The following is a 13,404-nucleotide window of genomic DNA, read 5'->3' on the forward strand; positions in this document are numbered from 1 at the left end:
GCACCTGCCTGCGTGCACCCATCTGCTGTCCGGAAACTTCCATGGCCATCAGCAACGTTCAGACCGCCGCTGCCTCGGCGCCCGCTGCTCCTCAAAGCAGTCCATTGGTGATGCGAATTATCGGCGCGGTGGCGCTGGCGCATTTGATCAACGACCTGATTCAGTCGGTCTTGCCGTCGATCTACCCGATGCTCAAGGCCAATTACGGCCTGACCTTTACCCAGGTCGGCCTGATCACGCTGACCTTCCAACTGACCGCGTCGCTGCTGCAGCCGTGGGTCGGTTATCACACCGATCGGCATCCGAAACCGTGGCTGTTGCCTGCCGGTTCGCTCTGCACATTGATCGGCATCGTGATGATGTCGATGGTCGGCAGTTTTCCGTTGATTCTGCTGGCGGCGGCGCTAATCGGCATCGGCTCCTCGACGTTCCACCCTGAGGCCTCGCGGATTGCGCGGCTAGCGTCGGGCGGACGTTTTGGTCTGGCGCAATCGACCTTCCAGGTCGGTGGTAACGCCGGTTCCGCGTTCGGCCCGTTACTGGCGGCGGCGATCATCATTCCGTTCGGTCAGGCCAATGTGGCGTGGTTCGGTTTGTTCGCGGTGTTTGCGCTGTTCGTCCTGTACCGCATCAGCCGTTGGTACGCGCACCACTTGAACCTGTTCAAACTCAAGGCCGGTCAGGCCGCGACTCACGGACTGTCGAAGGGCAGGGTGACCAGTGCGCTGGTGGTATTGGGGCTGTTGGTGTTCTCCAAGTATTTCTACATGGCCAGCCTCACCAGCTACTTCACCTTCTACTTGATCGAGAAGTTTGACCTGTCGGTGGCGAGCTCGCAGTTGCACCTGTTCCTGTTTCTCGGTGCGGTAGCGGCGGGCACCTTCTTCGGCGGGCCGATTGGCGACAAGATCGGCCGTAAGGCGGTGATCTGGTTCTCGATCCTTGGCGTGGCACCGTTCACGCTGCTGATGCCCCACGTTGATCTGTTCTGGACGACTGTCCTTAGCGTGGTGATCGGCTTCATTCTGGCCTCGGCGTTCTCGGCGATTGTGGTGTACGCGCAGGAACTGGTGCCGGGCAACGTCGGGATGATTGCCGGGGTGTTCTTCGGTTTGATGTTTGGTTTCGGCGGGATAGGCGCGGCGCTGCTCGGGCATCTGGCGGATATTCACGGGATTGAGTACGTGTATTACCTGTGCTCGTTCCTGCCGCTGTTTGGTGTGTTGGCGATCTTCTTGCCGCGTACCAAAAAGGCCTAAGATCAAAAGATCGTCCGATCGCGGCCCGAGCCTTCGGCAGCTCCTACAGGTGATCCCATGTAGGAGCTGCCGAAGGCTGCGATCTTTTAACAATCTTTCAGGCACAAAAAAGCCGCGTATCAAACGCGGCTTTTTCTTGGGCGTAACGCTTACACGTTAAAGCGGAAGTGCATCACGTCGCCGTCTTTGACGATGTAATCCTTGCCTTCCAGACGCCATTTACCGGCTTCTTTGGTGCCGGCTTCGCCCTTGTACTGGATGAAGTCGTTGTAGGCGATGACTTCGGCGCGGATGAAGCCTTTCTCGAAGTCGGTGTGGATCACGCCGGCAGCCTGAGGTGCGGTCGCACCGACTTTGACGGTCCAGGCGCGGACTTCTTCGACACCGGCGGTGAAGTAGGTCTGCAGGTGCAGCATCTCGTAGCCGGCGCGGATCACGCGGTTCAGGCCAGGCTCTTCCAGGCCCAGGGCCTCGAGGAACATGTCTTTTTCTTCACCGTCATCGAGCTCGGCGATTTCTGCTTCGATCTTGTTGCAGACCGGAACGACCATTGCGCCTTCTTCTTCGGCGATGGCGCGAACCACGTCCAGGTGCGGGTTGTTCTCGAAACCGTCTTCAGCGACGTTGGCGATGTACATGACCGGTTTGGTGGTCAGCAGGTGGAAGCCCTTGATCACTGCTTTTTCGTCAGTGCTCATGTTCTTCATCAAGCTGCGTGCCGGCTTGGCTTCGGTGAAGTGCGCGATCAGTTGCTCAAGCAAGGCTTTCTGAACCACGGCGTCCTTGTCACCACCCTTGGCGTTACGCGCGACTTTCTGCAGTTGCTTCTCGCAGCTGTCGAGGTCGGCGAAGATCAGTTCCAGGTCGATGATTTCGATGTCGCGCTTCGGGTCAACGCTGTTGGAAACGTGGATCACGTTCTCGTCTTCGAAGCAGCGCACCACGTGAGCGATCGCGTCGGTCTCGCGGATGTTGGCGAGGAACTTGTTGCCCAGGCCTTCACCTTTCGAGGCGCCGGCAACCAGGCCTGCGATGTCGACGAATTCCATGGTGGTCGGCAGGATGCGCTTTGGATTGACGATGGCCGCCAGAGCGTCCAGACGCGGATCCGGCATCGGCACGATGCCGCTGTTCGGCTCGATGGTGCAGAAGGGGAAGTTTTCGGCCGCGATACCGGATTTGGTCAGGGCGTTGAACAGGGTGGACTTGCCGACGTTAGGCAGGCCGACGATGCCGCAATTGAATCCCATGGTGTTTCCCCTCGGAGTAGAGTCAGGCCTTCTGGCTGTGCAGGTTTTTCATCGCGCGGTTCCATTCACCGGCGAGGATATCCGGCAGCACGCCGAGGGCAAAGTCGATGCTGGCATCGAGTTTTTCCTGTTCGGCGCGTGGCGCACGACCCAGGACGAAATTTGAAACCATACTGGCGACGCCCGGGTGGCCAATGCCAAGCCGCAGGCGGTAGAACGTATTCTGATTGCCCAGTTGCGCAATGATGTCGCGCAACCCGTTGTGACCGCCATGGCCGCCGCCCTGCTTGAGCTTGGCAACGCCCGGAGGCAAGTCGAGTTCGTCATGCGCCACCAAAATTTCTTCAGGCTTGATGCGGAAGAAACCGGCGAGTGCCGCTACGGCCTGGCCGCTGCGGTTCATGTAAGTGGTGGGAATCAGCAGACGAACATCCTGACCCTGATGCGAGTAGCGCCCGGTCAGGCCGAAATATTTGCGATCGGCCACAAGATTCACATTCTGTGCGTGGGCGATGCGCTCAACAAAAAGGGCCCCTGCGTTATGCCGGGTCTGGTCGTATTCGGCGCCTGGATTTCCCAGGCCAACGATCAGTTTGATGGCAGTCACGATAGGGGCCCTTCCTTTGAGTGGTGAGTAACATCGCCGCGATCAGGGAAAGCGGCGAAAGTGGACGAAAAATGCTCATTTACCATGGATGTAAACTCCGCGTTCTCGCCCGCTTTCTCGCTACGTTCCAGTCCGCGATGTTACTTGCTCACTCAGGCATGACAGAGTGAATTACTCTGCTGCGCCTTCTTCAGCTTCTGGAGCAACGCGTGGAGCGTGTACGTTTGCAACAGCTTTGTCGTCGCCGTGAGCCAGTGCAACGAACTCAACGCCTTTAGGGGCTTTGAGGTCGGACAGGTGAACGATTGCGCCGATTTCCAGAGCCGACAGGTCGACTTCGATGAACTCAGGCAGATCTTTCGGCAGGCAGGAAACTTCGATTTCGTTCAGGACGTGCGAGATCTCGCCGCCTTTCTTGGTCGGAGCTTCTTCACCAACAAAGTGCACAGGCACGATAGCGGTCAGTTTCTGGCCGGCTACGACGCGTACGAAGTCAGCGTGCAGAACGTGACCCTTGGACGGGTGACGTTGCAGAGCCTTGATGATGACGTTCTGCTTTTTGCCGCCAACGTTCAGTTCGATAACGTGGCTGTAGGCAGCATCGTTTTCGAGCAGTTTGGCAACTTCTTTGGCCAGCATGCTGATGGATTCAGGGGCTTTTTCGCCACCGTAAACAACAGCTGGAACCAGAGCGGCGAGACGACGCAGGCGGCGGCTCGCACCTTTCCCCAGGTCGGAACGCAGTTCAGCATTCAGAGTAAAATCGTTCATTGTGTATCTCCAAAATAGCCATGACCGGGTTGACGTTTGCGACCAGCGCCAAACACGGTATGGGCAAAAAAGCCCCGCCCCGGCAGGAATGCCGGGGCGGGGCGCTTTTCGTCAACGAGACATTTCGAGAAGGGCAGGGCCCTTAACGGAACATCGCGCTGATCGATTCTTCATTGCTGATGCGGCGAACCGCTTCGGCAACAACCGGTGCGATATCCAGTTGACGGATACGTGCACAGGCTTGTGCTGCAGCGGACAGCGGGATGGTGTTAGTCACCACCAGCTCGTCCAGCACGGAATTTTCGATATTCTCGATGGCCCGACCCGACAGCACAGGGTGTGTGCAGTAGGCAAAGACCTTGGCTGCGCCATGCTCTTTCAGGGCCTTGGCCGCGTGGCACAGAGTGCCGGCGGTATCGACCATGTCATCGACCAGAATACAGGTACGCCCTTCGACATCACCGATGATATGCATCACTTCAGAGTGATTGGCTTTCTCACGGCGTTTGTCGATGATCCCGAGGTCCACGCCCAGGGATTTGGCAACAGCACGTGCACGCACGACGCCACCAATGTCCGGGGACACAATCATCAGGTTTTCGAAGCGCTGATCTTCAATGTCATCCACCAATACCGGGGAGCCGTAGATGTTATCTACCGGAATATCGAAGAAACCCTGAATCTGGTCAGCATGCAGATCAACCGTGAGAACACGGTCGATGCCGACTACGGTAAGCATGTCAGCAACGACTTTCGCGCTGATAGCCACACGTGCGGAACGCGGACGGCGATCCTGACGGGCATAACCAAAATAAGGAATAACAGCAGTGATACGAGTAGCCGAGGAGCGGCGGAAGGCGTCAGCCATCACTACCAGTTCCATCAGGTTATCGTTGGTCGGAGCGCAAGTCGGCTGAATAATGAAAACGTCTTTACCGCGAACGTTTTCATTGATCTCGGCTGTAATTTCGCCGTCGGAAAACTTACCGACAGAGATGTCACCGAGAGGGATATGCAGCTGACGTACAACACGCCGAGCCAGATCGGGGTTAGCGTTCCCCGTAAAGACCATCATCTTGGACACGCGCAGTACCTAGAGGCTGAGGGTAACCTGGATGAGTATAGAAAATGGCAGGGGCGGCTGGATTCGAACCAACGCATGGCAGGATCAAAACCTGCTGCCTTACCGCTTGGCGACGCCCCTGTATCTGTTGCATCAAGTGCCGTGCACTTGGTTCCTTTAGAGCAGACTTTGCAGCTTGCGATGCAACATCGAAACGTTGCTTCCTTTCGCTACAAACCCTGTAAGGGTCTCTGTCAGAAGGGCCGAGACTTTATCAGCTTCAGCTTTGCTTGGGAAGCCCCCAAACACACAACTTCCAGTTCCGGTGAGCTTTGCTTCGGTAAATTTACCTAACAAATCCAATGCGTTACGTACCTCTGGATAACGCCTTGCAACCACCGGCAAGCAGTCATTTCGACTGTTTCCCTCGGGAACGGGGCGCACTTTAATGGGCGGCGTGTTACGTGTCAACAAAGGATCGGAAAAAATTTCTGCCGTACTTACAGAGACTTGCGGTACGAGCACCAGATACCACGGTTCTTCGGGATCGACCGGGGTGAGTTTCTCGCCCACGCCCTCGGCAAAAGCCGCGTGACCACGGACGAAAACCGGCACGTCGGCGCCAAGCGTCAGACCCAGTGCCGCCAGGCGATCTTCATCCCAGCCCAGCTGCCACAAGTGATTCAGGCCGAGCAAGGTGGTCGCCGCGTTCGAGCTGCCGCCACCGATGCCGCCGCCCATGGGCAGAATTTTGTCGATCCAGATGTCGATACCCAGCGTACAACCCGATTGTTGCTGAAGCATTTTGGCTGCGCGCACGATCAGATTGCTGTCATGTGGCACGCCGGCAAATTCGGTGTGCAACTGAATCACGCCGTCATCGCGCACGGCAAAAGTGATTTCATCGCCGTAGTCGACAAACTGAAACAGCGTCTGCAACTCGTGATAACCGTCTTCACGGCGACCAAGAATGTGCAGCATCAGATTGAGTTTGGCCGGCGAGGGCAGGGTCAGACGTGCAGCGGTCATGCGTTATTGCCCCAGCTTGCGCGGTTGCCAGGTCTTGATCACCAGCGTGACGTCGAGGTCGGTGCCGTGCAGCTTGATGCGCTCGGGCAACCAGTAACCGTTTTGTTCGGTGTACGCGGTGTACTCAACTTTCCAGCCGTCCTGTTCCAGGCTGGCCAGACGGCTGTCGGCGTCCAGATTCAGGCGACTTTTAGTGTCCGGAGCCGGCAGGCCACGCACCCACCAGGCCAGATTCGACACCGGCAACTTCCAGCCCAGTTGCTCTTCGAGCAGGGCTTCCGGCGATTGCGATTCGTAGCGACCCTGATTGGCGACTTCCAGCGACACCTTGCCCGGGCGTCCGGTCAGGCGTGCAGCGCCACGACCCAACGGGCCGGACAGACGAATGTCGTAATAATCCTGACGTTGCAGCCAGAACAACGTGCCGCTACCGGAATCTTTCGGTGCGCGGATGCCGATCTTGCCGTCGATCTGCCAGCCGTCGAGGCCGGTCAGCTGCTGTTTGTTCGCCGCCCATTGAGCCGGGCTGCCGTGGCCCTCGACCGATTCACGAGTACCAAAACCCGAGCAACCAGCGAGGAGGGCGATGAAGCTGAAAACAATAACGTGGCGCAAAAACATGAGTTAAAGAGTCTCGGATCCGGTCAGGCGCTTGATGGTGCTGCGCAGAATGGTGCTGTCGGGCTGATCCTTGAGGAATTTGCCCCAGATTTGTTTGGCTTCACGCTGGTTGCCCTTGGCCCACAACACTTCGCCCAGATGCGCGGCGACTTCGTGATCCGGGAAACGCTCCAGCGCCTGACGCAGATATTTCTCGGCGTCGTCCAGATTGCCCAAGCGGTAATTCACCCAGCCGAGGCTGTCGAGTACGGCCGGGTCTTCCGGATTGATCTGGTGCGCCTGCTCGATCAGCGTTTTCGCTTCAGCGTAGCGGGTCGTGCGGTCGGAGAGGGTGTAACCCAGCGCATTCAGCGCCATGGCGTTGTCCGGATCACGCTTGATGATCAGGCGCAGGTCTTTTTCCATCTGCCCGAGATCATTGCGTTTTTCCGCGAGCATCGCCCGGGTGTAGAGCAGATTCAGGTCGTCCGGGTATTGCAGCAACGCTTGCTGCAAGACTTTCCAGGCCTTGTCGTCCTGTTTATTGGCCGACAGGGTTTCCGCTTCGATCAGATACAACTGGATCGCGTAATCCGGTTCTTCGTCACGCTGCGCCGCCAGTTTGCTTTGCGCTTCAGCGGTTTTGCCGTTGTTCATCAAAATATCTGCCTGACGCAATTGCGCCGGCAGATAGTCGTTGCCCGGGCCAACCTGGGCGTATTCGATCAGCGCGCCTTGTGGATCGTTACGCTCTTCGGCGATGCGACCGAGGTTCAGGTGGGCTGAATCGACGTGGCTTTCACGGGCGATCAAGTCTTCCAGATAGCCCTTGGCCTCGTCCCAGGCCTTGGCTTCGAGGCACACCAGCGCCAGCGAGTAACGCAGTTCGTCGTCTTCCGGGTATTGCTGAACGAGGCTGGAGAATTCGACTTTGGCGTCGTCCATCCGGTCTTGCTCGACCAGCATGCGCGCGTAAGTCAGGCGCAGGCGTTTGTCGTCCGGGTATTTCTTGATGTTTTTTCGCAGCAGCGGCAGCGCTTCGTCGCCACGGTTCATCACTTGCAGCAGGCGTGCGCGCAACAGAATCGGGGCGATTTCGCCTTCTTCCGGCGGATGGTCTTCGAGCAGGGTCAGGGCCGCTTTATTGTCGCCGTCCTGTTGCAACAGCAGGGCTTTGCCGAAAATCAGCTGACTGTTGTTCGGGTGGCGCTGCAACAAACGGTCAAAACTTTTCATCAGACCGTTGCGGGTTTCCTGATCAGTGTCAGCCGCCGACAGGGCGAGGAAGTCGAAATGGGTGTCGCCCTTGCCCTGCAGGACTTTCTCCATATAGACCATCGAGTCGTCGTAACGCCCGGCGCGCGCCAGTTGCACGGCGGCGGCGCGTTGCGCTTCGAGGTCTTCCGGAGCGTTTTTCGCCCAGATCAGCGCGGTATCGAGGGCCGGTTGATCGGCGCCCAGATATTCGGCGATGCGAAACGCGCGCTCGGAAACGCCCGGATCTTGCGTATTGATCGCCTGGGTCACGTAGTTATCCAGCGCAATATCGAAGCGATTGCGCTGGCCGGCGAGTTCGGCGCTCAACAGGCTGAAGACGGTTTCCTCGCTGAACGAGCTGTAAACCTTGGGCTTTTCAGGCGCGGGCGTGGTGTCTTCGACCGGCGGCGTACCGTCCGGCGACACGGGTGCCAAGGCCTGGCAGCCGCTGAGGAAGACAAAAGCGAGGAGCAACGCGGAAGATCTATTCATATAGGAAGAGGACGACTAACCTGCGGTCGGATCATCATGACACAAGCCTTCGGCCAAACATAACCGCTCAGGCAATTTACGGCTTATCGCCTGTAGGAGCTGCCGCAGGCTGCGATCTTTTGACGTTGTTTGAGACGCGGAGCGTCCCGGGCTGCATTCCCACGCCGAGCGTGGGAACGATCAATCAAAAGATCGCAGCCTGCGGCAGCTCCTACAAGGAGCTAAATTGTGACCATTATAGGGACTGACCATTGGGACAATAGTCAGCGGTAGTTGTTCTGAATCTGACGAAGTAGGACAATTGCCGGCTTCACGTCACCACCAGCGACTTTGAATGGCCTTCCTTGCACTCGGTATCAACCACAAGACTGCTTCAGTAGACGTCCGCGAGCGCGTGGCTTTTACGCCTGAGCAACTGGTGGAGGCCTTGCAGCAGCTTTGCCGACTGACCGACAGCCGCGAAGCCGCGATCCTCTCCACCTGCAATCGCAGTGAGCTTTATATAGAACAGGATCAGCTTTCTGCCGATGTCGTCTTGCGCTGGCTGGCTGATTACCATCATTTAAGCCTCGATGAGCTGCGCGCGAGTGCTTATGTGCATGAAGATGATGCGGCAGTTCGTCACATGATGCGCGTCGCCTCCGGGCTTGACTCGCTGGTGTTGGGCGAACCGCAGATTCTCGGCCAAATGAAATCGGCCTACGCCGTGGCCCGTGAGGCTGGCACCATCGGCCCGCTGCTGGGGCGACTGTTTCAGGCGACGTTCAATGCCGCCAAGCAGGTGCGTACCGACACGGCGATTGGCGAAAACCCGGTATCGGTGGCGTTTGCTGCCGTCAGTCTGGCCAAACAGATTTTCAGTGATTTGCAACGCAGCCAGGCCTTGCTGATCGGCGCCGGCGAGACCATCACCTTGGTCGCCCGCCATTTGCACGAGCTGGGGGTCAAGCGCATCGTCGTCGCTAACCGCACGCTCGAACGCGCCAGTTTGCTCGCCGAACAGTTCGGCGCCCACGCGGTGCTGCTCTCGGACATCCCGGCAGAACTGGTGCGCAGCGATATCGTGATCAGTTCGACCGCCAGTCAGTTGCCAATCCTCGGCAAGGGCGCGGTGGAAAGTGCTTTGAAACTGCGCAAGCACAAACCGATCTTCATGGTCGACATCGCGGTTCCCCGGGATATCGAACCGGAAGTCGGCGAACTGGACGACGTTTACCTGTACAGCGTCGACGATCTCCACGAAGTGGTCGCCGAAAACCTCAAGAGCCGCCAGGGCGCAGCGCAAGCCGCCGAAGAGATGGTTTCGGTCGGCGCCGACGATTTCATGGTGCGCCTGCGCGAACTCGCGGCGGTTGATGTGCTCAAGGCCTATCGTCAACAGAGCGAACGCCTGCGCGACGAAGAGCTGCAAAAAGCCCTGCGTCTCCTGGCCAACGGCGGCAACGCCGAAGACGTGCTCGGGCAACTGGCCCGTGGCCTGACCAATAAACTGTTGCATGCGCCCAGCGTGCAACTGAAAAAGCTTTCTGCCGAAGGCCGCCTCGATGCGCTGGCCATGGCCCAGGAACTCTTTGCCCTCGAGGGCTCACCGGATAGCTTTTCGGATAAAAAACCGCAATGAAAGCGTCACTGCACAATAAGCTGGACATCCTCCAGGATCGTTTCGAGGAACTGACCGCGCTGCTCGGCGACGGCGAAGTCATTGCCGATCAGAGCAAATTCCGCGCCTATTCCAAGGAATACGCCGAAATCGAGCCGGTCGTACAAGGCTATAAAAAGCTCCTCAGCGTACAAAGCGATCTTGAAAGCGCGCAGGCGCTGCTCAAAGACAACGACCCGGACATGCGTGAAATGGCCGTGGAAGAAGTCCGCGAAGCCAAAGAATCGCTGATCACCCTGGAAGCCGATCTGCAACGCATGTTGCTGCCGAAGGATCCCAACGATGGCCGCAACGTCTTCCTCGAAATTCGCGCCGGCACCGGTGGCGACGAGGCGGCGATCTTCTCCGGCGACCTGTTCCGCATGTACTCGCGTTACGCCGAGCGTCGCGGCTGGCGCGTGGAGATCCTCTCGGAAAACGAAGGCGAACACGGCGGCTATAAAGAAGTCATCGCGCGCATCGAAGGCGACAACGTTTACGGCAAACTGAAATTCGAATCCGGCGCGCACCGCGTTCAGCGCGTACCCGCCACCGAATCCCAGGGCCGTATCCACACCTCGGCCTGCACCGTGGCGGTATTGCCCGAGCCGGACGAGCGCGAAGCGATCGAGATCAACCCGGCGGATTTGCGCGTCGACACGTTCCGTTCCTCCGGGGCCGGCGGTCAGCACGTCAACACCACCGATTCGGCGATCCGCATCACGCACATTCCGACCGGCACCGTCGTTGAGTGTCAGGAAGAGCGTTCCCAGCACAAGAACCGTGCCCGGGCGATGGCCTGGCTGTCGGCGAAACTCAACGATCAGCAGACCGCAGCGGCGGCGAATGCCATCGCCAGCGAGCGCAAATTGCTGGTCGGTTCCGGCGACCGCTCCGAACGCATTCGCACGTACAACTTTGCTCAGGGCCGGGTTACCGACCATCGCGTCAACCTGACCCTGTACTCCCTTGATGAAATTCTCGCCGGTGGCGTTGATGCGGTGATCGAGCCGTTGCTGGCCGAATACCAGGCTGACCAACTCGCAGCGATAGGTGAATAAATGACCATCATTGCCAGCCTGTTGCGCGCCGCCGAACTGCCGGACTCGCCCACTGCGCGTCTGGACGCCGAATTGCTTCTGGCCGCTGCACTGGGCAAGTCGCGCAGTTTTCTGCACACCTGGCCCGAGCGCATCGTGCCGAGTGAAGCGGCGCTGACCTTTGCCGAGTACCTGCAACGTCGCCGTGGCGGTGAGCCGGTGGCCTACATTCTTGGTCAGCAGGGTTTCTGGAAACTCGATCTGGAAGTCGCGCCGCACACGCTGATCCCGCGTCCGGACACTGAATTGCTGGTGGAAGCGGCGCTGGAATTGCTGCCCGCGACGCCGGCTAAAGTGCTCGACCTCGGCACTGGCAGCGGCGCGATCGCCTTGGCCTTGGCCAGCGAACGTCCGGCGTGGAAAGTCACTGCGGTGGATCGCGTGCTCGAAGCCGTGGCACTGGCCGAACGCAATCGTCAGCGCCTGCATTTGAACAACGCCACGGTGCTGAGCAGCCATTGGTTCAGCTCGCTGGCCGGTCAGCGTTTTCAGTTGATCATCAGCAACCCGCCGTATATTGCGGCGGCCGATCCGCATCTGGTCGAAGGCGATGTGCGCTTCGAACCGGCCAGCGCCTTGGTCGCCGGTGAAGACGGCCTCGATGACCTGCGTTTGATCGTCGCTCAGTCCCCGGAGTATCTGGAGGCCGGTGGCTGGCTGATGCTCGAACATGGCTATGATCAAGCCGAAGCCGTGCGCGATCTGTTGCTGACGCGCGGTTTTGAAGAAGTCCACAGCCGCACCGATCTGGGCGGCCATCAACGCATCAGTCTGGGACGCCTGCCGTGCTGAATGATCAGGAGTTGCTGCGCTACAGCCGGCAGATTCTGCTGCAACACATCGACATCGATGGCCAGTTGAAGCTCAAGGACAGTCGCGTGCTGATCGTCGGCCTCGGTGGTCTCGGCGCGCCGGTCGCCTTGTATCTGGCGGCGGCGGGTGTCGGTGAGTTGCATCTGGCGGATTTCGACACGGTCGATCTGACCAACCTGCAACGCCAAATCATTCATGACACCGACAGCGTCGGCATGAGCAAGGTCGATTCGGCGCTCAAGCGTCTGAGTGCGATCAATCCGGATATTCAACTGATCGCCCATCGGCAGGCGCTGGACGAGGATTCTCTCGCCGCCGCCGTGACAGCGGTGGATCTGGTGCTCGACTGTTCCGATAATTTTTTTACGCGCGAGGCGGTCAACGCCGCGTGTGTGGCGGCGCGCAAACCGCTGGTCAGCGGCGCGGCGATTCGCCTTGAAGGGCAATTGTCGGTGTTCGACCCGCGCCGCGATGAGAGCCCGTGCTACCACTGCTTGTACGGCCACGGCAGCGAAGCCGAATTGACCTGCAGCGAAGCGGGTGTTGTCGGGCCGTTGGTGGGGCTGGTTGGCAGTCTGCAAGCGCTTGAAGCGTTGAAAGTGCTGGTCGGTTTCGGCGAGCCGCTGGTGGGCCGTTTGTTGCTGATCGATGCGCTGGGCTCGCGTTTCCGTGAGCTGCGCGTCAAGCGTGATCCGGGTTGCAGTGTCTGTGGTTCGCGCCATGCGTGAAGCGCCGATCGGCGTGTTCGATTCCGGTGTCGGCGGTTTGTCGGTACTGGCAGAAATCCAGCAATTGTTGCCCAACGAATCGCTGCTCTATGTCGCCGATTGCGGGCACATTCCCTATGGCGAGAAAACCCCGGAATTTATCCGCCAGCGTTGCAGCGTGATGGCTGGGTTTTTCCGCGAGCAGGGCGCCAAGGCGTTGGTGCTGGCCTGCAACACGGCGACCGTCGCCGGAGTTGCCGATCTGCGTCGTGATTACCCGGACTGGCCGATTGTCGGCATGGAACCTGCGGTGAAACCGGCGGCGGCTGCGACCCGTAGCGGTGTGGTCGGCGTGCTCGCCACTACGGGCACTTTGCAGAGTGCCAAGTTCGCGGCATTACTTGATCGCTTCGCCACCGATGTGCGGGTGATTACCCAGCCTTGTCCCGGACTGGTCGAGCTGATTGAAAGCGGTGACCTGCACAGCGACACATTGCGCGCGTTGTTGAAAAGTTATGTCGATCCGTTGCTGGCCAACGGTTGCGACACGATCATTCTTGGTTGCACGCACTATCCCTTCCTCAAGCCGATGCTCAAATCGATGATCCCGGCGGACATCAGTTTGATCGACACCGGCGCCGCTGTGGCGCGGCAACTTCAACGGCTGCTGGCCGAGCGCGATCTGCTGGCTGAGGGGCCGAACCGATCGGTCAGATTCTGGACCAGCGCGGATCTGCAGTCCTTCAAAAATGTCCTGCCATTGCTGGGGCAAATCGCGAATGATGTGCAAAACTTCGGTTTGTGAAAAAAACGTGAA

At 58.8% G+C, this 13,404-nt stretch carries 13 protein-coding genes and 1 tRNA gene; 6 read left to right on the top strand and 8 right to left on the bottom strand.

Annotated features, from left to right (window positions below; genetic code table 11):
* The first annotated feature begins 41 nt into the window (after nucleotides 1-41).
* Complete coding sequence (locus ACP3TY_RS01865; protein ID WP_426619151.1) at nucleotides 42-1,259, top strand: MFS transporter; 1,218 nt, start codon at nucleotides 42-44, stop codon at nucleotides 1,257-1,259.
* Nucleotides 1,260-1,408: 149 nt separating this feature from the next.
* Here ACP3TY_RS01865 and ychF read toward each other — a convergent pair whose 3' ends face one another.
* From ychF to ACP3TY_RS01905, 8 genes are all read right to left on the bottom strand, one after another.
* Complete coding sequence (ychF, locus tag ACP3TY_RS01870) at nucleotides 1,409-2,509, bottom strand: redox-regulated ATPase YchF (RefSeq protein WP_426619152.1); 1,101 nt, start codon at nucleotides 2,507-2,509, stop codon at nucleotides 1,409-1,411.
* Between the two features lie 22 nt (nucleotides 2,510-2,531).
* The gene (pth, locus tag ACP3TY_RS01875) at nucleotides 2,532-3,116 is read right to left on the bottom strand and encodes an aminoacyl-tRNA hydrolase (protein ID WP_008079560.1); all 585 of its coding nucleotides are present in this window, start codon (nucleotides 3,114-3,116) and stop codon (nucleotides 2,532-2,534) included.
* A 171-nt stretch (nucleotides 3,117-3,287) separates the two neighbouring features.
* Nucleotides 3,288-3,887: a 50S ribosomal protein L25/general stress protein Ctc gene (locus tag ACP3TY_RS01880; protein WP_053123771.1), complete on the bottom strand. Its 600-nt coding sequence runs from the start codon at nucleotides 3,885-3,887 to the stop codon at nucleotides 3,288-3,290.
* A 142-nt stretch (nucleotides 3,888-4,029) separates the two neighbouring features.
* Nucleotides 4,030-4,971, bottom strand: a complete 942-nt coding sequence (locus ACP3TY_RS01885; protein ID WP_003171603.1) for a ribose-phosphate pyrophosphokinase — start codon at nucleotides 4,969-4,971, stop codon at nucleotides 4,030-4,032.
* A gap of 45 nt (nucleotides 4,972-5,016) precedes the next feature.
* Nucleotides 5,017-5,091, bottom strand: a tRNA-Gln gene (locus ACP3TY_RS01890).
* Between the two features lie 36 nt (nucleotides 5,092-5,127).
* Complete coding sequence (ispE, locus tag ACP3TY_RS01895) at nucleotides 5,128-5,979, bottom strand: 4-(cytidine 5'-diphospho)-2-C-methyl-D-erythritol kinase (protein ID WP_053123769.1); 852 nt, start codon at nucleotides 5,977-5,979, stop codon at nucleotides 5,128-5,130.
* Nucleotides 5,980-5,982: 3 nt separating this feature from the next.
* Complete coding sequence (gene lolB, locus ACP3TY_RS01900; RefSeq protein ID WP_053123767.1) at nucleotides 5,983-6,600, bottom strand: lipoprotein insertase outer membrane protein LolB; 618 nt, start codon at nucleotides 6,598-6,600, stop codon at nucleotides 5,983-5,985.
* 3 nt (nucleotides 6,601-6,603) lie between these two features.
* Nucleotides 6,604-8,328, bottom strand: coding sequence for a tetratricopeptide repeat protein (locus ACP3TY_RS01905; protein WP_159814616.1), 1,725 nt, complete (start codon nucleotides 8,326-8,328; stop codon nucleotides 6,604-6,606).
* Between the two features lie 334 nt (nucleotides 8,329-8,662).
* On the opposite strand from ACP3TY_RS01905, the gene hemA reads away from it, so the two are divergent.
* Genes hemA through murI form a run of 5 tightly spaced genes read left to right on the top strand, consistent with a single transcriptional unit; the run spans nucleotide 8,663 to nucleotide 13,392 of the window.
* Nucleotides 8,663-9,949, top strand: coding sequence for a glutamyl-tRNA reductase (hemA, locus tag ACP3TY_RS01910; protein ID WP_053123763.1), 1,287 nt, complete (start codon nucleotides 8,663-8,665; stop codon nucleotides 9,947-9,949).
* Entirely contained in the window at nucleotides 9,946-11,028 is a 1,083-nt protein-coding gene (gene prfA, locus ACP3TY_RS01915; RefSeq protein ID WP_053123761.1) for a peptide chain release factor 1, read from the top strand. Before hemA ends, prfA begins: the two co-directional genes overlap by 4 nt.
* A complete protein-coding gene (prmC, locus tag ACP3TY_RS01920) occupies nucleotides 11,029-11,859 on the top strand; it encodes a peptide chain release factor N(5)-glutamine methyltransferase (protein ID WP_426619153.1) in 831 nt (276 codons plus the stop codon).
* Nucleotides 11,853-12,608 (top strand): molybdopterin-synthase adenylyltransferase MoeB, encoded by a 756-nt coding sequence (locus ACP3TY_RS01925; protein WP_426619154.1) that lies wholly within the window; start codon nucleotides 11,853-11,855, stop codon nucleotides 12,606-12,608. Before prmC ends, ACP3TY_RS01925 begins: the two co-directional genes overlap by 7 nt.
* On the top strand, nucleotides 12,601-13,392 hold the full coding sequence (gene murI, locus ACP3TY_RS01930) for a glutamate racemase (RefSeq protein ID WP_426619155.1): 792 nt from the start codon (nucleotides 12,601-12,603) through the stop codon (nucleotides 13,390-13,392). Before ACP3TY_RS01925 ends, murI begins: the two co-directional genes overlap by 8 nt.
* Nucleotides 13,393-13,404 lie beyond the last annotated feature (12 nt).

The organism is Pseudomonas rustica (genome assembly GCF_049959085.1).
Taxonomy (GTDB): domain Bacteria; phylum Pseudomonadota; class Gammaproteobacteria; order Pseudomonadales; family Pseudomonadaceae; genus Aquipseudomonas; species Aquipseudomonas rustica.